Genomic DNA, 20812 nt, shown 5'->3' on the forward strand with positions numbered 1-20812 from the left:
TTCGCGCTCAGCCGTTGCCGGCCTTCTTCTCCTCGGCGTCCTGGATGACCGCCTCAGCGACCTGCTGCATCGACATCCGCCGGTCCATCGACGTCTTCTGGATCCACCGGAACGCGGCCGGCTCGGTCAGCCCGTACTCGGTCTGCAGGATCGACTTCGCCCGGTCCACCAGCTTGCGGGTCTCCAGCCGGAGCGTGAGGTCCGCGACCTCCTTCTCCAGCTCCTTCAGCTCCGTGAAACGCGAGACGGCCATCTCGATCGCCGGGACGACGTCCGTCTTGCTGAACGGCTTCACCAGATAGGCCATGGCACCCGCGTCCCGAGCCCGCTCCACGAGGTCGCGCTGCGAGAAGGCGGTCAGCATCAGCACCGGCGCGATGCTCTCCTCGGCGATCTTCTCGGCCGCGGAGATACCGTCCAGCTTCGGCATCTTCACGTCCAGGATCACCAGGTCCGGGCGGTGCTCACGAGCCAGCTCCACGGCCTGCTCCCCGTCCCCGGCCTCACCGACGACGGTGTACCCCTCCTCCTCCAGCATCTCTTTGAGATCGAGCCGGATCAGGGCCTCGTCCTCGGCGATGACGACCCGGGTCGTCATCGGAGGCACGTGCGAGTTGTCCTCATCAGGCACGTCAACAGGCTGGGGCGACTCGGGGGCGCTCACGTGGGCTCCTTGGTACGGGGCAGGGCCGGTCTGCTCCCAAGAGCGTACCTAGCAGCAGGGCCGCTCGGTGAACCGGTACACTGCTGGTCGGTCCCCTGACTTGCCCGGTTGGAGGAACTGGTCAGACTCGCGGCACTCAAAATGCCGTGCCCTTTGGGCATGTGGGTTCGAATCCCACACCGGGCACCACAAGATCAGAAGCGGAGGATCACGTTCGCGTGGTTCTCCGCTTTTGCTGCTCACCGTCGCGTTCAGTGACGCACAGTGCTCGTATGGACGTCCACGGCACTGATGTACGACAGAAAGCCCTCACCCTGTTGCGCGGCGGCGCGAGGAACGCGGATGTGGCCCGCAGGCTCAACGTGCCGCTGGGAACCATCGGCTACTGGAAGCACCTGGACCGGGCGAAACGCGGCGAGTGCCCCGGCAGGCACGATCCGAAGTGCCCTCGCTGCGACGGGCGTGATCTCGACGAACCCGCGTACGCGTATCTGCTCGGCCTCTACCTCGGGGACGGCCATATCAGCCACTACTCGGAGCATCGGGTGCCCAACCTCATGATCTCCTGCACAGAGACATGGCCGGGACTCATGGACGCCTGCGAAGGGGCCATGCGTGCCGTCTTCCCCGAGAACTCCGTCTGCCGTGTTCGTAAGACCGGTTGCCGCAACGTGAAGGTCTACTCGAAGCACCTGCACTGCCTCTTCCCGCAGCACGGCCCCGGCAAGAAACACGAGCGTCCCATCACCCTTGAGCCCTGGCAGCAAGCCATCGTCGACGCCCACCCCTGGGAGTTCGTCCGGGGGCTCATCCACTCCGACGGCTGCCGTATCACCAACTGGACGACCCGCATGGTCGCCGGCGAGTGGAAGCGCTATGAGTACCCCCGGTACTTCTTCACCAACGCCTCCGATGACATCCGGCGGCTCTGCACCGACACCCTGGACAAACTCGGCGTCGAGTGGACGCACCGCACCCGCAACGGCAACCCGTTCAACATCTCCGTCGCCCGCAAAGCCTCCGTGGCCCTCATGGACGCCCACGTAGGCGCCAAGTACTGACGACGCGCTACTTCGGGCTGTCGTCCTCGCCGACGTGGTGGACACGGACCATGTTCGTCGAGCCCGAGACGCCGGGAAGCGAGCCGGCCGTGATGACGACCGTGTCGCCCTGGCGGCAGCGGCCGTGGCGCAGGAGCAGTTCGTCGACCTGGTCGACCATCGCGTCCGTGGAGTCCACGCAGGGGCCGAGGAACGTCTCGACGCCCCAGGTGAGGCTGAGCTGGGAGCGGGTCGCCTGGTCGGGGGTGAAGGCGAGGAGGGGGATCGGGGAGCGGTAGCGGGAGAGGCGGCGGGCGGTGTCGCCGGACTGGGTGAAGGCGACGAGGAAGCGGGCGCCCAGGAAGTCGCCGATCTCGGCGGCTGCCCGGGCCACCGCGCCGCCCTGGGTACGGGGTTTGTTGCGTTCGGTCAGGGGCGGGAGGCCCTGGGCCAGGATGTCTTCCTCCGCCGCTTCGACGATGCGGGCCATCGTGCGGACCGTTTCGATGGGGTGCTTGCCGACGCTCGTCTCGCCGGACAGCATCACCGCGTCGGTGCCGTCGATGACCGCGTTGGCGACGTCGGAGGCTTCGGCCCGGGTCGGGCGGGCGTTGTCGATCATCGAGTCGAGCATCTGGGTGGCGACGATGACCGGCTTGGCGTTGCGCTTGGCCAGTTTGATCGCGCGCTTCTGGACGATCGGGACCTGTTCGAGCGGCATTTCGACGCCGAGGTCGCCGCGGGCCACCATGATGCCGTCGAAGGCGGCCACGATGTCGTCGATGTACTCGACGGCCTGGGGTTTTTCGACTTTGGCGATGACGGGGAGGCGGCGGCCTTCCTCGTCCATGATGCGGTGGACGTCCTGGATGTCGCGGCCGGTGCGGACGAAGGAGAGGGCGATGACGTCGAAGCCGGTGCGCAGGGCCCAGCGGAGGTCGTCCTCGTCCTTCTTGGAGAGGGCGGGGACGGAGACGGCGACGCCGGGGAGGTTGAGGCCTTTGTGGTCGGAGATGACGCCGCCCTCGACGACCTTCGTGTGGACGCGGGGGCCGTCGACCTGGGTGACTTCGAGGCAGACCTTGCCGTCGTCGACGAGGATGCGTTCGCCGGTGGTGACGTCGTCGGCGAGGCCGGCGTAGGTGGTGCCGCAGGTGGTGCGGTCGCCTTCGACGCCTTCTTCGACGGTGATGGTGAAAATGTCGCCGCGTTCGAGGAGTACGGGACCCTCGGTGAAGCGGCCGAGTCGGATTTTCGGGCCTTGAAGGTCGGCGAGGATGCCGACGCTGCGGCCGGTCTCGTCGGCGGCCTTGCGAACCCGGTGGTAGCGCGTCTCGTGTTCGGCGTGTTCGCCGTGGCTGAGGTTGAAGCGGGCTACGTCCATTCCGGCGTCGACCAGGGCTTTGATCTGGTCGTAGGAGTCGGTGGCGGGCCCCAGGGTGCAGATGATTTTCGCTCGGCGCATGGTCTGAGCCTATGAGTTACCGACTGGTAGAGAATTGGTCGGGCGTGACCGCTCAACGGACTTTGCGTGAAGCGTTATTGACAAGCGTTGAATTGTGCGGCGCAACGCTCCGATGAGCGTCCGAGGAATTCGGCCGGATTCTCGAAAACGGGAACGTGGGTTCGATGCCGGGCGCGTGGGAACGCCTACAGCCGCGGCGGCACCATCGTGAAGCGGGCGTTGATCTGGGCGTGGACGCGCTGGCGCTGGGGTTCGAGGTCGAGGGGGGCCGGGGTGTCCTCGGCGGCACCGGCGAAGGCCGCGGAGCGCATGCGGCCGGGGGTCTGGGGGTAGGCCGGCGGGGCGCTCTCGGCGCCGATGTCGGCGAGTTCGACCAGGGCGGAGAGGGTGGTGCCGAGGGCTTCGGCGTACTCGCGGGCGCGCTGGACGGCTTCGTGTACGGCCTTCTTGCGGGCTTCGCGGTGGGCCGGTGAGTCGGGGCGCAGGGCCCACCAGGGGCCGTCGACGCGGGTGAGGTCGAGGTCGGCGAGGCGGGTGGTGAGTTCGCCGAGGGCGGTGAAGTCGGTGAGTTCGGCGGTGACGCGGACGCTGCCGTGGTAGGTGCGGACGCGTTCGCCGCGGCCGTGTTTGGTGAGTTCGGGGGTGATGGAGAAGGCGCCGGTCTCCAGGCGCTCGACGGCGTCGCCGTAGGACTTGACGAGGTCGAGGACGCCGGCGTTGCGGCGGGTGAGGTCGTCGAGGGCGGAGCGGCGGTCGCGGCCGCGGGCGGCGACGGTGATGCCGATGCGGGCGATCTCGGGGTCGACTTCGAGGCGGGCCTCGCCGCGGACGGCGATGCGGGGGGCGTCGGGTGTGCCGTAGGGGACGGCGGGCTGGGAGGGGTCTGCGGTGGGGGCGGCCATACGCCCCACTCTGTCACGTCTTGGCTGGCCGCATGGGTGGAGTTGCAGCTTCGAGTCATCAGATCGCAACCTGCCGGGTCTGTTGCGTCCGGTCATGGCCAGGTCAGAATCTACGCGCGTTATCTACGCGCGTCGTTCACAGATTCCGCGAGGAGCCAGACATGCCGTTGAACCGCCGGAAGTTCCTGGAGAAGTCCGCCGTGACCGGGGCGGGGGTGGCACTGGCCGGTGCGGTCGGGGCGCCGGGTGCGCAGGCGGCCGAGGCGCGCGGCGAGGCCGGGCGGCGCGAGAAGCGGTACGCGTTCACCGTGATGGGGACGACGGACCTGCACGGCAACGTCTTCAACTGGGACTACTTCACGGACAAGGAGTTCGACGACAAGGACCACAACGACATCGGTCTCGCGAAGGTCTCGACGCTCGTGAACCGGGTTCGCGAGGAGAAGGGCCGCCGCAACACGCTGCTGATCGACGCGGGTGACACCATCCAGGGCACGCAGCTGTCGTACTACTACGCCAAGGTCGACCCGATCACCGCCGAGGGCGGCCCGGTGCACCCGATGGCGCAGGCGATGAACGCCATGGACTATGACGCGGCTGCGCTCGGCAACCACGAGTTCAACTACGGCATCCCGGTGCTGCGCAAGTTCGAGCAGCAGTGCCGTTTCCCGCTGCTGGGGGCGAATGCGCTGGACGCGAAGACGCTGCGCCCGGCTTTCGCGCCGTACAGCATGCACCGGCTGCGCACGCCGTTCGGGCGGGACGTGAAGGTGGCGGTGCTGGGTCTGACCAACCCGGGCATCGCGATCTGGGACAAGGCGAACGTGCAGGGGAAGATGACGTTCCCGGGTCTGGAGGAGCAGGCGGCGAAGTGGGTGCCGAAGCTGCGGTCGCTGGGCGCGGACGTCGTCATCGTGTCGGCGCACAGCGGTTCGTCGGGCACGTCGTCCTACGGTGACCAGCTGCCGTACGTCGAGAACGCGGCCGGGCTGGTGGCCGAGCAGGTGCCGGGCATCGACGCGATCCTGGTGGGGCACGCGCACACGGAGATCCCCGAGTACTTCGTCACCAACAAGGAGACCGGCGAGCGGGTCGTGCTGTCGGAGCCGCTGAAGTGGGGTCAGCGGCTGACACTGTTCGACTTCGAGCTGGTCTGGGAGAAGGGCTGCTGGAAGGTCGAGAAGGTGGGCGCGAAGGTCCTCAACTCCAACGCGGTGGAGGAGGACCCGAAGATCGTCCGGCTGCTCTCCGACGAGCACGAGAAGGTCGTGGCGTACGTCAACCAGGTCATCGGCACGAACGCGGCGGAGATGACGTCGGCGCAGGCGCCGTTCAAGGACGTGCCGATCATCGATCTGATCAACCACATCCAGGCGGACACGGTGAAGCACGCGCTGGCGGGCACGGAACACGCCTCGCTGCCGGTGCTGTCGCAGGCGGCGTGCTTCTCGCGCAGTGCCCGGATCCCGGCGGGCGAGGTGACGATCCGGGACGTGGCGGGTCTGTACGTCTTCGAGAACACGCTGGAGGCGCGTCTGATGACGGGCGCCCAGATGAAGGCGTACCTGGAGTTCTCGGCGAACTACTTCGTGCAGACGGCGCCGGGTGCTCCGGTGGATCCGGCGAAGCTGACGAACGCGAACGGTACGCCGGACTACAACTACGACGTGGTGAGCGGTCTGTCGTACGAGATCGACATCGCTGAGCCGGCCGGCGCGCGGGTGACGAACGTGCGGTTCGAGGGGCAGCCGCTGGCGGACGACGCGAGGTTCGTGTTCGCGGTGAACAACTACCGGGCCAACGGCGGCGGGAACTTCCCGCATGTCGCGGCCGCCCCGTTGCTGTGGTCGAACTCGGACGAGATCCGCAACACCATGATCGCCTGGGTGAAGGCGAAGGGGTCGATCGATCCGGCCGAGTTCGCGGCGGTGGACTGGAAGCTCACACGGAACGGCACGCCCGTCTTCTGAGCCGCGAGGGTCGTCACCTTCGGTCGTCGACGAGCGGGGTCAGTGCCGGTGCCTCGCGGGGCGGCGGGACGTGCCGGCGCTCGGTGAGGCCGAAGGTGGTGAAGGCGGTGCGGCGTGGGAGTCCGTAGGATTCCCTGCCGGTCAGGGAGTTGAGGATGATCGCGCCGCGCCAGGCGGCGAGGCCGAGGTCCGGGGCGCCGATGCCGTGGGTGTGGGTCTCGGCGTTCTGGACGTACACGGTGCCGGTGACGGACGGGTCGAGGACGAGGCGGTAGTCCTCGTCGATGCGGGGGCGCTCCTGGCTGTCGCGGCGCATGTAGGGGTCGAGGCCGGCGAGGATGCGGTCCAGGGGGCGTTCGCGGTAGCCGGTGGCGAGGACGACGGCGTCGGTGGTGAGGCGGGAGCGCCTGTCCTGCAGGCCGTGTTCCAGGTGCAGTTCCACCTTGGTCGTGGCGACGCGGCCGGCGGTGCGGAGGTGGACGCCGGGGGTGAGCACGGCGTCGGGCCAGCCGCCGTGCAGGGTGCGGCGGTAGAGCTCGTCGTGGATGGCGGCGACGGTGGTGGTGTCGATGCCTTTGTGCAGCTGCCACTGTCCGGCGATGAGCCGGTCGCGGGCGGCCTCGGGCAGGGCGTGGAAGTAGCGGGTGTGGTCGGGGGTGAAGTGTTCCAGGCCGAGCTTGGAGTACTCCATGGGTGTGAAGGCATTCGTGCGGCCCAGCCAGTGCAGTTTGCCCTGCCCGGCGGGCCTGTTGCGGAGCAGGTCGAGGAAGACCTCGGCGCCGGACTGGCCGATGCCGACGACGGTGACGTGTCCGGCGTCGAGGAGGGTGTCGCGGTGGTCGAGGTAGTCGGCGGCGTGCACGACGGGCACGGCGGGGGCGTCGACGAGGGGCTTGAGGGGGTCGGGGACGTAGGGCTCGGTTCCGATGCCGAGGACGACGTTGCGGGTGTAGGTCCGGCCGAGGGCTTCGGCTTCTCCGTCGGTGTCGAGCTGGGTGAAGTCGACTTCGAAGAGGTCGCGTTCGGGGTTCCAGCGGACGGCGTCGACCTGGTGGCCGAAGTGGAGGCTCGGGAGGTTCTCGCAGACCCAGCGGCAGTAGGCGTCGTACTCGGCGCGCTGGATGTGGAAGCGCTCGGCGAAGTAGAAGGGGAAGAGCCGCTCGCGGGATTTGAGGTAGTTGAGGAAGGTCCAGGGGCTGGTGGGGTCGACGAGGGTCACCAGGTCGGCGAGGAACGGGACTTGGAGGGTGGCGCCCTCGATGAGCAGCCCGGAGTGCCAGCCGAAGGCGGGGCGCTGGTCGTAGAAGACGGTGTCGAGGTCGCCGTGGGGGTGGGCGAGCGCGGCGAGGGAGAGGTTGGCGGGGCCGATGCCGACACCGACGAGGTCGCGGGGGGTGTCGGGTTCGTGGTGCGGGTGGGGTGCGGAGGTGGGGTCGGGGGTCGGGGCGGGGTTCATCGGGTTTGTCCTTCCGCGAGTGTCGCTCGGCGCGTTGCCACGAGGTGCAGCAGGGCGGCCAGGTCGTCGGGTCCGGTGGTGGGGTTGAGGAGGGTGGCCTTGAGCCAGAGCCGGCCGTCGAGGCGGGCCCGGCCGAGGACGGCTCGGCCGTCGGTGAGGAGTGCGCGGCGTACGGCGGCCACGGTGGTGTCGGTGGCGCCCGCGGGCCGGAACAGCACGGTGCTGATGGCGGGTGGGGCGTGCAGGTCGAAGCCGGGGTGGTCCTGGACGAGGGCGGCGAATTCACGGGCGCGGGCGCAGACCTGCTCGACGAGCGTGGCGAGGCCGTCGCGGCCGAGGGTCTTGAGGGTGACGGCGAGCTTGAGGACGTCGGGGCGGCGGGTGGTGCGCAGGGACCGGCCGAGCAGGTCCGGCAGGCCGGCGTCGGTGTCGTCGTCGGCGTTGAGGTAGTCGGCGCGCTGCCGCAGGGCGGTGAGGTCGCGGGGGTTCCGGACGGCGAGGAGGCCGGCGGCGACGGGCTGCCAGCCGAGTTTGTGCAGGTCGAGGGTGACGGTGGCGGCGGTGTCGAGCGCGTCGAGCATGCTCCGGTGCCGGGTGCTGAAGAGCAGGCCTCCGCCGTAGGCGGCGTCGATGTGCAGCCGGGCACCGTGGGCCGCGCAGCGGTCGGCGATCCGGGGCAGCGGGTCGATGAGCCCGGCGTCGGTGGTGCCGGCGGTGGCGGCGACGAGCAGCGGCCCGCTCACGCGGGTGAGAGTTTCGTCGAGTGCGGCGGGGTCCATCCTCCCGTCCGGGGCGTCCACGAGGACGGGTTCGGGCAGTCCGAGCAGCCAGGCGGCGCGGGGCAGCGAGTGGTGCGCGTTGGCCCCGGCGACGAGCCGTACGGTTCCGCCGTGGGCCTCCCGGGCGAGGAGCAGGGCGAGTTGGTTGGATTCGGTGCCGCCGGTGGTGATGAGGGAGTCAGCGGGCTCCCCGGGGGTTCCGCTCTGCCGGGGCCCGTAGATCTCCCGGGCCAGGACCCTGGTGACCATGGCCTCCAGTTCTGATGCCGCCGGGGCCTGGTCCCAGGAGTCCAGGGACGGGTTCAGGGCGGAGGCGGCCAGGTCGGCTGCGGTGGCGACGGCCAGGGGCGGGCAGTGGAGGTGGGCCGCGCACAGGGGGTGGGCCGGGTCGGCGGCGCCTTCCGCGAAGGCGTGGAGCAGGGTGCGTAGGGCGTGCGGGTCGCCCTGGTCGGGGAGGATCTCTCCCACCGTTTCCCGCAGGCGTGTGGCGACCGTCTCCGGTCCGCCCGCCGGCAGCGGCCCGCCGCGGGCCCGGGTGCCGGTGTCCAGCGCTTCGAGCACGGTGTCGAGCAACGGTCGCAGGGCGTGTGGGCCGTCGGGGCCCGAGGCGAGGGGCGGCGTGCTCATGGGCTGACCTCCGGGGCGCGGGGCGGGGCGCCCGGACAGCCCAACGATCCAACCCTGGTGGAGGTGTTCCTGTGCGGGGGTGTCAGTTCGTGAAGTGGTGCGGCGCCCTCGTGGTCGTCGTCCTCGTGGTCGTCGTCCTCGTGGACGTGCGCGGGCCGCCCGTCGGGGACGCCGTGGGCGGTGTCGCCGTTGCGGATCCGTGGGGCTCACTGGGGGGAGGCGGGCCGGCGGCGCACACGCCGGGCGGCAGGAGGCTCACGCCAGGCCGGCGTCACCGAGGGGGCGTTACGGGTGGCGCGCAGGGCGGGGAACGCCCGAGACGATGACGCACGGGGGCGGCCGGTCCGCCGCGACGGCGAAAGGGACCGGCCGCCCCCGTGCTCTGTTTCTCCGGCTCCTAGTTCTCCCGAGCTCCCTGGACTCGCAACGCCCGCTTCAAGTCGTCGAGTTGGTCGACCAGTTTGCGGCGCAGCGCCGGGGTCGGTGCGGCGTCACGCAGGCACTCCTCGCCGTGGCGGAGGTTGTCCGCGTCGACGGCGTGGGCGGGGAAGGCCCAGTGGCCCGCCGCCTCGGCGATGGCGGGGCCGCGGCGGCCGGCGACGGCGACCGCGTCGGCGTAGTAGCGCGGCACGTACGCGCGTACCAGTTCGGCCTGTTCGGGCTGCCAGAAGCCGCGGGCGGTGGCGGTGAAGAGGTAGGTGGACAGGTCGTCGGAGCCGAACATCGCCTGCCAGGCCCGGGCTTTGGCGTCCGGGTCGGGAAGGGCGGCCCGGCAGCGGGCGGCGCCCTCCTGGCCGGTGGCGCTCGGGTCGCGGTCCAGTTCGGCGGCGATGGTGGCCTCGTCGGTGGCGCCGAGGACGGCGAGGCGTGCGAGCACGCGCCAGCGCAGCTCGGGATCGAGTTCGGGGCCGCCGGGGACGGTGCCGTCGGCGAGCCAGGCGGCGATGGTGTCGGGGTGGGCGGCGGTGTCGATGCGGTGGCGTACGGCGATCAGGCGCAGGCCGGGGTTGTCGCCGTCCTCGGTGCGGCGGATGAGGTCGCGGCACAGGTCGGAGAGGGTGGCGAGCGCGCTGGGCCGCTCCTCGGGCTTGAGATAGCGGTCGGCGATGTAGGTGGACGCGAAGGCCAGCACGCCTTGGACGATGGCGAGGTCGGTTTCGAGCGGGAGGTGGGCCCGGGCGGTCTCCAGGTAGGCGGCGGGCGCGAGTTCGCCGTCGCGGACGGCGTCGCGCAGGGCGTTCCAGACGACGGCGCGGGTGAGCGGTTCGGGCAGGCCGGACAGTTCCTTGCGGACGGCTTCGAAGGACTCGGGGTCGAAGCGGACCTTGGCGTAGGTGAGGTCGCCGTCGTTGAGGAGGAGCAGCGCGGGGCGCTTGCCGATGGGGTGGTCTTCGGTCTGCGGGAGGTCCAGGTGGAGGCGTTCACGCAGTACGAGCTGCCCGCCGTCGTCGCCGAGGTCCCGGTCGTACAGGCCGACGGCGATGCGGTGCGGGCGGCTGCCGGCGCGGTCGGTGGTGAGGGCGCAGGTGCCGCGTTCGCCGGGGACGACCCGGGGGGTGAGGGTGTCGACGCCGGTGGTGCGCAGCCAGGCGTCGGCCCAGGCGTGGACGTCGCGTTCGGTGGCGCCGGCGAGGTTGTCGATGAAGTCGGCGAGCGTGGCGTTGGCGAACTTGTGCCGGGCGAAGTGGGTGTTGATGCCGGCGAGGAAGTCCTTCTCGCCGAGCCAGACGACCAGTTGGCGCAGGGCGCTGGCGCCCTTGGCGTAGGAGATGCCGTCGAAGTTGAGCAGCGCGGAGGCGGTGTCGTCGACGGCCTCGGGGGCGACGGGGTGGGTGGAGGGGCGCTGGTCGGCGTCGTAGCCCCAGGACTTGCGGGTGACGCCGAAGTCGGTCCAGGTGTCGGTGAAGCGGGTGGCTTCGGTGAGGGTGTGGTAGCCCATGTACTCGGCGAAGGACTCGTTCAGCCAGATGTCGTCCCACCACTTGAGGGTGACGAGGTCGCCGAACCACATGTGGGCCATCTCGTGGGCGACGACCATGGCGCGGGTCTGGCGTTCGGTGTCGGTGACGGCGGAACGGTAGACGAACTCGTCGCGGAAGGTGACCAGGCCCGGGTTCTCCATGGCGCCGGCGTTGAACTCGGGGACGAAGGCCTGGTCGTAGGAGTCGAAGGGGTAGGGCTCGTCGAACTTCTCGTGGTAGCGGTCGAAGCAGGCGCGGGTGACGTCGAGGAGTTCGTCGGCGTCGGCGTCCAGGTAGGGAGCGAGGGAGCGGCGGCAGTGCAGGCCGAAGGGCAGGCCGCGGTGCTCGGTGCGCACGGAGTGCCAGGGGCCGGCGGCGACGGCGACGAGGTAGGTGGAGATCAGCGGCGTGGGGGCCGCCTTCCATACGCCGTCGGTCTGTTCGGTGATGCCGTTGGCGAGGACGGTCCAGTCCTGTGGGGCCCGCACCGACAGTTCGAAGACGGCTTTCAGGTCGGGCTGGTCGAAGGCGGCGAAGACGCGCTGGACGTCGTCCATGAACAGCTGCGTGTAGACGTACGTCTCGCCGTCGGTGGGGTCGGTGAAGCGGTGCATGCCCTCGCCGGTGCGGGAGTAGCGCATCCGGGTGTGGAGGTGCAGTTCGTGCTCGCCGGGGGTGAGGTTCTTCAGGGGCAGCCGGTTGTCGTCGAGGGCTTCCGGGTCCAGGGGTTGTCCGTCGAGGGTGACGGAGCGCAGTTCGGCGGGCTTGACCTCGACGAAGGTGTCCCCGTCCGTGCGGGCACTGAACCTGATCAGGGTGCGGGAGTCGAAGGTCTCGTCGCCGCCGGTCAGGTCGAGTTCGATCGTGTAGCGGTGGACGTCGAGGAGCTCTGCTCGGGCCTGCGCTTCGTCGCGCGTCAGTACGGACATGCAGGACATGCTGCCTGATGGCGTCGGCAAGGCACAGAGGCGGATCGGTACGTGCCCAATGTCCGGTCTAGGTGCGGTCTTTTTCGAGCTCCCCGGCGTGCGCCCCCGCGGGCCGCTGGGTGGGTACGTGCGCCTCGGGGTGCGGCAGGGCGGGGCGCGGGGTGTGTGCGGCGGTCCCGGTGTGCTCCCGGACGAGGGTGCGCAGGCGGCGGACCTCATGTTCCAGGGCGAGGTGGCGCCGGTGGGTTTCGTGGAGGTAGCGGACTTTGGTGCGCAGGGCCCACGGGTCGACGGGTTTCAGGACGAGGTCGGCGACGCCGAGTTGGAAGGCGGCGGTGGTCAGTTCGTGGTCGGCGCCGTAGCCGGTGAGCAGGATGACCGGAATGTGCTGGGTCTGTTCGACGCGGCGCATGTAGCGCACGACCTCCAGGCCGCTGACGCCGGGCATGCGCACGTCGAGCAGGAGCAGGCCGACCTGGCCGCGGAGGACCTGCTTGAGTGCCTGGTCGCCGCTGGTGGCCCGGCTGAGCCGGTAACCCAGCGGGGCCAGGGCGCTTTCCAGCGCGTACAGCGTGTCCTCGTGGTCGTCGACGATGAGGATCCTGGTATCCGACGGCATGGCCCGACGCCCCTCCCTCCCGGGGGACCAGAGTAAGTCCGGGACGCTGACGCGCAGTACCGGTCAGCTGACATGCTGTGTACAGCGCAGCATGCCCCGCGCGGGCCGCCGTGTCACTCCCCCGAGGTCAGTTGCCGTCGGCGGGGGCGCCGTTGAGGGTCTCGTCGGCGATGCGCTCGTGGTGGCGGATGACCTCGGCCACGATGAAGTTTAGGAACTTCTCGGCGAAGGCCGGGTCCAGCCTGGCGTTCTCGGCGAGGGCGCGCAGCCGGGCGATCTGGCGGGTCTCGCGGGCCGGGTCGGCGGGCGGCAGCTGGTGCCGGGCCTTGAGGTGGCCGACCTGCTGGGTGCACTTGAAGCGTTCGGCGAGCATGTGGACGACGGCCGCGTCGATGTTGTCGATGCTGGCGCGCAGCCGGGCGAGTTCCTCGCGGACGGCGGGGTCGACGTCATCGATACCGGTGGTGCTGGTGGTCATGGGGCGGAAGCCTACGGGGATCAGGCCGGGTCGCCGCGGGGCGTCTCACGCTTCGGCGGTGGGAGTCGCTTGTGGAAGCAGGCGTCCTCGTGGCCGCCGGGGACGCCCTCGACCCGGCCGCGTTCCCGGTAGCCGAGCCGCGGGTAGAAGCCGGGCGCCTGGAAGCCGTGCGTGGAGACGATCATGTCGGTGGGCGGCGGCGACCGGTTTTCGCCATGCCTCGGCCCGTCCGCGGCGCGCCCCGTCCTCGTACAGTGGAACCGGGTTCAGGGGCGTCTTGGGGGTGAGGGCGTGGCGAACGACGGGCCGGTCGAGCACGGCTACCCGCATCTGGAGACGGTGCGGGCCGCCGTCACGGCGCTGTACAAGCGGCTGTCGTACGACACGATCCAGACGTTCGCGACCAGCGTGGTCCCCGCCGACGTGGCGTTCTGCGACAGCGACGACCTGCATCTGGGGGCGCAGCGGGTGGCGCGGGAACTGGTGCGGCACTATCGGCTGCCGGACGCCCGGCTGGTCGTGAGTTTCCGGGAGATGCGGCACGCGGCGAACGTCGAGCTGGCGGCGGGGCCGGAGTACTTCGTGGAGCTGAACGACCGGTTCCGCACCCATCGGCGGGACATCGGGGCGGCCCTCGCGCACGAGGTGATGCACGTGTACCTGCACTGCCTGGACCTGTCCTTCCCGGGCGTCCGTGACAACGAGATCCTCACGGACACGGCGACGACGTACCTGGGGGCGGGGTGGCTGCTGCTGGACGCGTACCGGGAGGACGGGGCGTCGTCGCAGAAGCTGGGGTATCTCACGCCGGAGGAGTTCGGGTATGTGCTGGCCAAGCGGGCGCTGGTGTTCGGGGAGGACCCGTCGGTGTGGTTCACCAGCCCGCAGGCGTACACGGCGTACGGGAAGGGGATGGAGCTGGCCCGGCGGGACGGGCAGCAGCCGCCGTTGACCGCGGCGGGGTGGGCGGGGCGCCGGCGGTACGCCCGGGACCGCAGGCACGCTCCGGCGGGGCCGCAGCCGGGCGTGCGGTACGCGTTCTCCCCCGACGTGGGCGGGCGGTTGCGGGTGTCGTTCCCCTGCCCCACGTGCCATCAGCGGATCAGGGTGCCGGTGAAGGGGCGGGTCCGGGCGCGGTGCGCGTTGTGCCGGAGTGTGCTGGAGTGCGACACGTAGGGCGGCGCCACGACCCGGATGGTCAGTGGTGGCGGTCGCCGCTGGTGATCTCCCGGAACTCCTCCGCCGTCGGCTTCTCGATGCGCGCGTCGGGCCCGAACATGGCTTTCGCGAGTCGGGCGCGCAGCCGCTCGGACCGCTTGACCTTGCGGCGGACACCTCCCGCGTCGACCTCGGGCCCGATCTCGTAGGGCGGGTTCTGCTCGTGCTGGGTGAGGGTGAACAGCTGGGCCTGGGAGAGGGGCTCGTGCACCTCGACGTACTCGCCGGTCGGCAGCCGTTTGATGGTGCCCGTCTCCATGCCGTGCAGCACTTTGGCGCGGTCGCGGCGCTGCAGGCCCATGCAGATCTTCTTGGTGACGATGAAGGCGGCGACGGGCAGCACGAAGACGCCGATCCGCACGAACCAGGTGATCGCGTTGATGGACAGGTGCAGATGCGTGGCGACGATGTCGTTGCCGCCTCCGATCAGCAGCACCACGTACAGGGTCAGCCAGGCCACGCCCAGGCCGGTGCGGACGGGCGCGTTGCGCGGCCGGTCCAGGATGTGGTGCTCGCGTTTGTCGCCGGTGATCCACGCCTCGATGAACGGGTAGACGCCGAGGGCGAGCAGGATCAGCGGAAAGAGCGAGAAGGGGATGAACACGCCCAGGGCGAGTGTGTGCCCCCAGAGGTTGATCTCCCATCCCGGCATCACCCGGATCAGGCCCTCGGAGAAGCCGAGGTACCAGTCGGGCTGGGCGCCGGTGGTGACGAGGTCGGGTCGGTAGGGGCCGAAGGCCCACACGGGGTTGATCTGGGCGATCGCGCCCATCACCGTCAGGACGCCGAAGACGAGGAAGAAGAAGCCGCCCGCCTTGGCCATGTAGACCGGCAGGAAGGGCATCCCGACGACCGACCGCTCCTGGCGGCCGGGGCCCGGGAACTGGGTGTGCTTGTGGTAGAAGACCAAAATCAGGTGGGCGGTCACCAGGCCCAGCATGATCCCGGGCAGCAGCAGGATGTGGACGGGGTACAGCCGCGAGATGATGTCCTCGCCCGGGAACTCCCCGCCGAAGAGGAAGAACGACAGGTACGTCCCCACGATCGGGATGGACAGGATCGCGCCCTGTGCGAAGCGGATGCCGGTGCCGGACAGCAGGTCGTCGGGGAGGGAGTAGCCGGTCAGGCCGGTGATGATGCCGAGCATCAGCAGGGTCCAGCCGAACACCCAGTTGAGTTCGCGGGGCTTGCGGAAGGCGCCCGTGAAGAACACCCGCATCATGTGCACCATCATGCCGGTGATGAAGACCAGCGCCGCCCAGTGGTGGATCTGCCGGATCAGCAGCCCGCCGCGCACGTCGAAGCTGATGTCCAGCGTGGACTCGAACGCCCTGGACATGAGCACGCCGTTGAGTTCCGTGTAGGACCCCCGGTAGACGACCTCCTGCATGCTCGGCTCGAAGAACAGGGTGAGGTAGACGCCGGTGAGGATCAGCACGACGAAGCTGTAGAGGGTGACCTCGCCCAGCATGAAGGACCAGTGGTCCGGGAAGACCTTGCGCATGTTGGCCTTGGCCAGGGCGTAGAGCCCGAGCCGCCCGTCCGCCCAGTCGGCGAGCTTCTCGCCCTTGCCGGCCGGAGGGCTCCGGCGAGCGGAAGCCGTCCCGTACACCCGTCGTGCGCCGTCGTCGCCCATACGTCGTCGCCTCCCCGTGGGTTCCTTCCCAGCGTGGCACGGCGGCGTGACCGTGCAAATGGGGCGTATGGGCGGCTAGGCCAAGGGGCGGGGCGGTTAGGCCAAGGGGGCGAGCGGGCGGCTCAGGACGGCCGGACGATGCCCTGCGCCCGCGCGGCCACCAGCCACTTCGGGAACTCCCTTACCAGCCGGTCGTACAGCTCCTCGTCCGATACCTTCCGCGGATCCTCACCCGCGTGGAAGAACCCGGCGTTGTCGACGACCCGCTTGCCCGGCACGGCCAGCTCGTCGAGCTTGCGCAGGAAGTCGAACTGCTTGCTGCGGGGGTCGCCGAAGCCGATGAACTGCCAGAACAGCGGCAACCTCGCCGCCTTGCACAGGTACCGTTCCGCGGCGAGTTTGTTGATCGGCCCGCCGTCGGTCTGGAAGACGACCAGGGCGGGCTCGGCCGACCCGCTGTCCAGGTAATGGTCGATGACGGCGTCCATCGCCAGGTGGTAGCTGGTCTTGCCCATGTGCCCGAGCCCCGCCACGATCCGGTCGACCCGCCCCTGGTGCTCGGCCAGGGCGATCTCGGTCTCGGCGTCGACATCCGTGGAGAAGAACACCACGGGCACGCTGCCGTCGTCGTCCAGATGCGCCGACAGCCCGAGTACCCGGTCGGCCAGCGCCTGCACGCTGCCGTCCTTGTAGTACGGCTTCATCGAGCCGGAGTAGTCGACCACGAGGTAGACCGCGGCCCGCAGCCCGTCCAGCCCGTGCTTCGTGAGGGACGCCCCGGCGCTCTTGTAGAGGTTCACCAGCGCGGGAGCGGACTCCTGGACCTTGCTGAGACTGATCGCGGCCATGGTCCCACCCTCTCACTCCTCGACGACCACCCCGTCGCGCAGTTCCAGCACCCTGTCGGCCAGGCCGAGGAGTTGGGGGTCGTGGGTGGCGACGAGGGCCGCGACGCCCTCGCTGCGGACCACGGCCCCCAGCAGTTCCATCACCGCCAGGCCGGTGGCGGCGTCGAGCTGGCCGGTCGGCTCGTCGGCGAGCAGCAGGGCCGGGCGGTTGGCGAGGGCCCGGGCGATGGCGACCCGCTGCTGCTGCCCGCCGGAGAGCTCGGCCGGCCGCTGCGCCTCGTGGCCGGCAAGGCCCACCAGTGCCAGCAGCAGCGCCACCCGCTCCTCGCGTTCGCGCGGTTCTGCCCGGCGCAGCCGCAGCGGCACGCCGACGTTCTCGGCGGCGGTGAGGATGGGGATCAGCCCGAATGATTGGAAGACGAAACCGATCCGGTCGCGGCGCAGTTCGAGCAGCCGGCTCTCGCTCAGCGCCGACAGGTCGGTGCCGGCCACGACGACACGGCCGCTGCGCGGCGCGTCGAGGCCGCCGATCAGATGGAGCAGCGTCGTCTTGCCGGAGCCCGATCGGCCTCGGAGGGCGACCAGCTCTCCGCGCCGGACGGCGAAGGAGGCCCCGCGCAGCGCCTGCACGGCCGCGGCACCGGTGCCGTAGGAGTGGTGCACGTCCTCGACCCGCAGCATCGGCTCGTCGGACGCGTCGGCGGCGAGGGCGGCACGGGGCCCCGGGCTGGTGTTCTCGGTCATCACCGCATCCCATACGGAACCCGTCGGGACGGTCAAGAGCGGAACAACCGGCGCTCGAACACATGCGTCTGACAGGTAACTCCATGATATGTATGCCGCGTTGGGAAGGAAGCGGCTCGGCCGACGGGGTGGGGGAAGCGTGACGGGCTTACTGCTGCCGCGCCTGCGCGCGCACCGGCTGCTCCTCACGACCGCCCTGCTCGCCGTCCTCCTGACCACCTCGGTGCTCGCCGCCCTCACCGCCTTCTCCGGTTCCGTCGGGGACGCGGCGCTGCGCGGCACCCTGAGCGGCCGGGCCGCGGCCTCGGCCTCCCTCGTCGTCGAGGCGGACGTGCCCCGGGCGCGGCGGGACGCGGCGCAGCGGGCCGTGGTGCGCGGGGCGAGGGAGGCGTTCGGCGGGCTGCCGGTGACCGTGCGGAGGCTGGAGCGGTCCGGGCCGTACGCGCTGCCCCGCTCCCTCCAGGACGCCGACGCCCGGGCCGGGCAGCCCGACCTCACGCATGTCGCCGCCCTCGACCGGTCCCGGATCAGGGTGGTGGCGGGCACCCTGCCGGGTCCGCCCCCGGCCGCCCGCACCGCCGCCGTGCCCGTCGCCCTGCCCGAGGCGGCCGCCCAGCGGCTGGAACTGCGGCCCGGAGCGCACCTCACGCTCACCGACCGGCTGGACGGCGAGCCGCTCCGGGTACGGGTGACCGGCGTGTACCGGGCGGCCGACAGCTCCGATCCCTACTGGCAGGCGGACGCCCTCGGCGGCCGGGGCGTCCGTACGGTCGCTTTCACCACGTACGGGCCGCTGCTGGCGCACGCGTCGGTGCTCGCCTCGGGCCGCACCTCCGAGGACGGTACGGGCTGGGTGGCGACGGCCGACTACCGGGCCGTCACCACCGACGGCATCGGCGCTCTGCGTGCGGCGGCCCTGCGGGCGTCCGGGGCGCTGCGCGAGGACCCGGCTCTCGGTGGCGAGGCGGATGTGCGCACCGGGCTGCCCGAGTTGCTCGACCGGACGGGGCGGGCCCTGCTGGTGTCCCGGTCCACCCTGATGATCGTCTCCGTGCAGCTGGTGCTGCTCGCCGGGTACGCGCTGCTGCTGGTGGCCCGGCTGCTGGACGGTGAGCGGGCGGGCGAGACCGCGCTGCTGCGGGCCAGGGGCGGATCGCGCGGCCGGATCGCGGGGCTCGCCGTGCTGGAGGCGCTGCTGCTGGCGGTACCCGCCGCGGTCTGTGCCGCGATGGCGTCCGGCCCGCTGGCCGGGCTGCTGGCCCGCTGGTCCTCGCTCGACCGGATCGGGCTGCGGCTCGACGCCGTCCCGTCGCGCGGGGTCTGGCTGGTCGCGGGCGGGGTGGCGGTGGCGTGCGCGGTGGCGGTCGTGGCGCCCGCTCTGGCCGCGACGGCCGGTGCGACGGTGCGGCTGCGGCGCGTCCGAGCCGCCGCGGCGGCCGCGCCCGTACGGGCCGGAGCCGATGTCGCGCTGCTGCTGATCGCGGGCGTGGCGTACTGGCAGCTCGGCCGGCAGACCGACGCGACCGGCAGCGGGGTGCTCGGCCGGGACCGGGCCGGTCAGCCGGGCATCGATCCGCTGCTGGTCGCGGCGCCTGCGCTGGCGCTGCTGGCGGGCACGGTGCTGACGCTGCGTCTGCTGCCGCCCCTGGCCCGGCTCGCGGAGCGGCGGTCCGCGAGCGGGCGCGGGCTGCCGGCGGCGCTGGCGGGCTGGCAGTTCAGCCGGCGCCCGTTGCGCGGGGCGGGTCCGGTGCTGCTGCTGGTCGTCGCCGTGGCGACCGGGATGCTGGCGATCGGGCACGGCGCGTCCTGGGACCGGTCGCAGGACGACCAGGCCGACTTCCGTACGGGCGCTTCCGTCCGGGTCCTCGACCACCGGCCGGGCAGTCCCGGGCAGACCGGCCTCTACGCCGCGCTGCCCGGGACCCGGGACGCCGCTCCCGCGCACCGTGCCACGCTGAGCCTGTCCGGGGGCCGGGAGGCGACGGTCCTCGCCCTTGATACGGCCCACGCCGAGGACGGGATGCTGCTGCGCGGCGATCTCGCCGCCGGGCCCCCAGCGAAACTCTTGCGGGCGCTGGCACCGCCCGCGCGGGACGAGGACCGGGCGGTGCGGCTCCCCGACGGCACCCGGCGGCTCGCCCTCGACGTGCGGATCACCGACGTGCGGTCCCGGACCGGACGCTCCCCCTCCGGCCGTGCGCCCCTGCTCACGGTGGTCGCCGAGGACCGCTACGGCATCGCGTACCGGCTGGGTGCCGGGAACGTCCCGGTGGACGGCCGGGTCCACCGGATGACGCTCGACCTGGATGTGACGGCGACGGGCCGCCGTGCCGCCCCGGCCGGGCCGCTGCGGCTGACCGGGCTGCAGCTCGACGACACCTCTCCGGCCGGCCGCCCCGAAGAGCACCGGTTCACCGTCGAACGGCTGCTCGCCAGCGGCCCCGACGGTTCCGCGCGGACCGTCCCGGCGCCCGCCGGGACGCGCTGGCAGGGCGAGCGGACCGTGACGCGGAACGGCGACGTGCTCGGTCGTTCGGCCGCGCAGCCCGCCGTCTCGGGGACCGCGCCGCTGACAGTGTCGTACGGCACCGGCGCCGACCCCGACGGGAGCACCGACGTCACGGCGGTCCACACGGTCCGCGTCGCCACCGCCGGGGCCGGGGTGCCGCGGAGCATCTCCGCTGTCGCCACCGGGGACTTCCTGCGGGCGGCGGGGGCCCGGCCGGGCGACACCGTCGACGTACCGCTGTCCGGGGAACAACTGCGGGTGCGGATCGTACGGTCGGTCGAGGAGCTGCCGACCACCGCCACCGGCCTGGACGGAGCCACCATGGACGGCGGGGCGCTGCTGCTCGATCTGCGGGCCGTCGAAGCCGTGCTGGCTCAGCGGGCCGGGGCGCCGCTCGCCCCGACCGAGTGGTGGGTGAGCGCCTCCCCCGGCAAGGCCGCCGAGGTCGCCGCCGCGCTGCGGGCGCGCCCCGACCTCGAACCGCACCAGGTGCTGGTGCGGGACGAGACCGCGGCCGAGCTGCTGCGGGATCCGCTGGGGGCCGGGCCGCGTTCCGCGCTGACGGCGGTGGCGGTGGCCGCCGCGGCCCTCGCGGCGGGGGGTTTCGCGGTGAGTGCCGCCGGTGCGCGGCGGGAGCGGTCCGCGGAGTTCGCGGTGCTGCGCGCCCTGGGAACGCCCCGCCGGGATCTCGCCCGGCTCGTCGCGACGGAGCAGAGCCTGCTCATCGGCGTCGGCCTGCTCGCCGGGCTCGGCCTCGGCACCGTCCTGACCCGGGCCGTCGTCCCGTTGATCGTGCTGACCTCCGGCGCCGCACGGCCGGTGCCGTCCGTCCTGGTCGAACTGCCGGTGTCCCGGGTGGCCCTGCTCCTGGCGGCGGTGGCCGCCCCGCTCTTGCTGATCACGGCCGCGTCGGCGCTGCGCCGTGCCGAGCCGGTGGCCGCGCTGCGCCATCAGGGAGAGGACTGAG

Annotated in this window: 16 protein-coding genes and 1 tRNA gene; 5 read left to right on the forward strand and 12 right to left on the reverse strand. The window is 71.4% G+C overall.

The features are described from left to right. Positions 1–7: 7 nt before the first annotated feature. Complete coding sequence (locus ACWD1U_RS17050; protein WP_451108235.1) at positions 8–664, reverse strand: ANTAR domain-containing response regulator; 657 nt, start codon at positions 662–664, stop codon at positions 8–10. A 102-nt stretch (positions 665–766) separates the two neighbouring features. Between ACWD1U_RS17050 and ACWD1U_RS17055 the strand changes: the two genes are divergently transcribed. Together ACWD1U_RS17055 and ACWD1U_RS17060 are read left to right on the forward strand one after the other, a co-directional pair. Then, positions 767–853: transfer RNA gene (locus ACWD1U_RS17055), tRNA-Leu, on the forward strand. An 83-nt stretch (positions 854–936) separates the two neighbouring features. Beyond that, positions 937–1725, forward strand: a complete 789-nt coding sequence (locus ACWD1U_RS17060) for a helix-turn-helix domain-containing protein (protein ID WP_451108237.1) — start codon at positions 937–939, stop codon at positions 1723–1725. Positions 1726–1732: 7 nt separating this feature from the next. Here ACWD1U_RS17060 and pyk read toward each other — a convergent pair whose 3' ends face one another. Next, the gene (pyk, locus tag ACWD1U_RS17065) at positions 1733–3169 is read right to left on the reverse strand and encodes a pyruvate kinase (RefSeq protein WP_451108238.1); all 1437 of its coding nucleotides are present in this window, start codon (positions 3167–3169) and stop codon (positions 1733–1735) included. A 185-nt stretch (positions 3170–3354) separates the two neighbouring features. Beyond that, positions 3355–4071, reverse strand: a complete 717-nt coding sequence (locus ACWD1U_RS17070) for an SIMPL domain-containing protein (RefSeq protein WP_451108240.1) — start codon at positions 4069–4071, stop codon at positions 3355–3357. A gap of 161 nt (positions 4072–4232) precedes the next feature. On the opposite strand from ACWD1U_RS17070, the gene ACWD1U_RS17075 reads away from it, so the two are divergent. Continuing rightward, positions 4233–6041, forward strand: coding sequence for a bifunctional metallophosphatase/5'-nucleotidase (locus ACWD1U_RS17075; protein WP_451108241.1), 1809 nt, complete (start codon positions 4233–4235; stop codon positions 6039–6041). Positions 6042–6054: 13 nt separating this feature from the next. On the opposite strand, the gene ACWD1U_RS17080 is transcribed toward ACWD1U_RS17075, so the two are convergent. The 6 genes from ACWD1U_RS17080 to ACWD1U_RS17105 all read right to left on the reverse strand — a co-directional run bounded on the left by ACWD1U_RS17080 (position 6055) and on the right by ACWD1U_RS17105 (position 13075). Next, positions 6055–7497: a lysine N(6)-hydroxylase/L-ornithine N(5)-oxygenase family protein gene (locus tag ACWD1U_RS17080; RefSeq protein WP_451108243.1), complete on the reverse strand. Its 1443-nt coding sequence runs from the start codon at positions 7495–7497 to the stop codon at positions 6055–6057. After that, positions 7494–8903: a pyridoxal phosphate-dependent decarboxylase family protein gene (locus ACWD1U_RS17085; RefSeq protein WP_451108245.1), complete on the reverse strand. Its 1410-nt coding sequence runs from the start codon at positions 8901–8903 to the stop codon at positions 7494–7496. The genes ACWD1U_RS17080 and ACWD1U_RS17085 overlap by 4 nt, the downstream gene beginning before the upstream one ends. A 397-nt stretch (positions 8904–9300) precedes the next feature. After that, the gene (gene pepN, locus ACWD1U_RS17090; RefSeq protein ID WP_451108246.1) at positions 9301–11793 is read right to left on the reverse strand and encodes an aminopeptidase N; all 2493 of its coding nucleotides are present in this window, start codon (positions 11791–11793) and stop codon (positions 9301–9303) included. A 67-nt stretch (positions 11794–11860) separates the two neighbouring features. Then, a complete protein-coding gene (locus ACWD1U_RS17095) occupies positions 11861–12412 on the reverse strand; it encodes a response regulator (protein ID WP_451108248.1) in 552 nt (183 codons plus the stop codon). Between the two features lie 127 nt (positions 12413–12539). Further along, positions 12540–12890, reverse strand: coding sequence for a chorismate mutase (locus ACWD1U_RS17100; RefSeq protein WP_451108250.1), 351 nt, complete (start codon positions 12888–12890; stop codon positions 12540–12542). Between the two features lie 20 nt (positions 12891–12910). Next, positions 12911–13075 (reverse strand): hypothetical protein, encoded by a 165-nt coding sequence (locus tag ACWD1U_RS17105; RefSeq protein WP_451108251.1) that lies wholly within the window; start codon positions 13073–13075, stop codon positions 12911–12913. Between the two features lie 106 nt (positions 13076–13181). Here ACWD1U_RS17105 and ACWD1U_RS17110 point away from each other — a divergent pair, with 106 nt between their 5' ends. Continuing rightward, on the forward strand, positions 13182–14066 hold the full coding sequence (locus ACWD1U_RS17110) for a hypothetical protein (RefSeq protein ID WP_451108253.1): 885 nt from the start codon (positions 13182–13184) through the stop codon (positions 14064–14066). A 22-nt stretch (positions 14067–14088) separates the two neighbouring features. Here the strand turns inward: ACWD1U_RS17110 and qcrB are convergent, their stop codons facing one another. The 3 genes from qcrB to ACWD1U_RS17125 form a co-directional block, all read right to left on the reverse strand. Further along, positions 14089–15744 (reverse strand): cytochrome bc1 complex cytochrome b subunit, encoded by a 1656-nt coding sequence (gene qcrB / locus ACWD1U_RS17115; RefSeq protein ID WP_451108255.1) that lies wholly within the window; start codon positions 15742–15744, stop codon positions 14089–14091. A 122-nt stretch (positions 15745–15866) separates the two neighbouring features. Then, on the reverse strand, positions 15867–16592 hold the full coding sequence (locus ACWD1U_RS17120; protein WP_451108256.1) for a vWA domain-containing protein: 726 nt from the start codon (positions 16590–16592) through the stop codon (positions 15867–15869). 12 nt (positions 16593–16604) lie between these two features. Further along, entirely contained in the window at positions 16605–17336 is a 732-nt protein-coding gene (locus tag ACWD1U_RS17125) for an ABC transporter ATP-binding protein (RefSeq protein ID WP_451108258.1), read from the reverse strand. A gap of 139 nt (positions 17337–17475) precedes the next feature. Here ACWD1U_RS17125 and ACWD1U_RS17130 point away from each other — a divergent pair, with 139 nt between their 5' ends. Next, entirely contained in the window at positions 17476–20811 is a 3336-nt protein-coding gene (locus tag ACWD1U_RS17130; RefSeq protein WP_451108260.1) for an FtsX-like permease family protein, read from the forward strand. Position 20812 lies beyond the last annotated feature (1 nt).

It is taken from the genome of Streptomyces sp. NPDC002788, assembly GCF_053592115.1.

Excerpts from the sequence above, each read along its gene's own strand:
- qcrB (WP_451108255.1), bottom strand. The coding sequence starts at position 15,744 with ATGGGCGACGACGGCGCACGACGGGTGTACGGGACGGCTTCCGCTCGC.
- ACWD1U_RS17125 (WP_451108258.1), bottom strand. The coding sequence starts at position 17,336 with ATGACCGAGAACACCAGCCCGGGGCCCCGTGCCGCCCTCGCCGCCGAC.
- ACWD1U_RS17095 (WP_451108248.1), bottom strand. The coding sequence starts at position 12,412 with ATGCCGTCGGATACCAGGATCCTCATCGTCGACGACCACGAGGACACG.
- ACWD1U_RS17060 (WP_451108237.1), top strand. The coding sequence starts at position 937 with ATGGACGTCCACGGCACTGATGTACGACAGAAAGCCCTCACCCTGTTG.
- ACWD1U_RS17120 (WP_451108256.1), bottom strand. The coding sequence starts at position 16,592 with ATGGCCGCGATCAGTCTCAGCAAGGTCCAGGAGTCCGCTCCCGCGCTG.
- pepN (WP_451108246.1), bottom strand. The coding sequence starts at position 11,793 with ATGTCCGTACTGACGCGCGACGAAGCGCAGGCCCGAGCAGAGCTCCTC.
- ACWD1U_RS17075 (WP_451108241.1), top strand. The coding sequence starts at position 4,233 with ATGCCGTTGAACCGCCGGAAGTTCCTGGAGAAGTCCGCCGTGACCGGG.
- ACWD1U_RS17070 (WP_451108240.1), bottom strand. The coding sequence starts at position 4,071 with ATGGCCGCCCCCACCGCAGACCCCTCCCAGCCCGCCGTCCCCTACGGC.
- ACWD1U_RS17080 (WP_451108243.1), bottom strand. The coding sequence starts at position 7,497 with ATGAACCCCGCCCCGACCCCCGACCCCACCTCCGCACCCCACCCGCAC.
- ACWD1U_RS17100 (WP_451108250.1), bottom strand. The coding sequence starts at position 12,890 with ATGACCACCAGCACCACCGGTATCGATGACGTCGACCCCGCCGTCCGC.
- ACWD1U_RS17105 (WP_451108251.1), bottom strand. The coding sequence starts at position 13,075 with ATGATCGTCTCCACGCACGGCTTCCAGGCGCCCGGCTTCTACCCGCGG.
- ACWD1U_RS17085 (WP_451108245.1), bottom strand. The coding sequence starts at position 8,903 with ATGAGCACGCCGCCCCTCGCCTCGGGCCCCGACGGCCCACACGCCCTG.
- pyk (WP_451108238.1), bottom strand. The coding sequence starts at position 3,169 with ATGCGCCGAGCGAAAATCATCTGCACCCTGGGGCCCGCCACCGACTCC.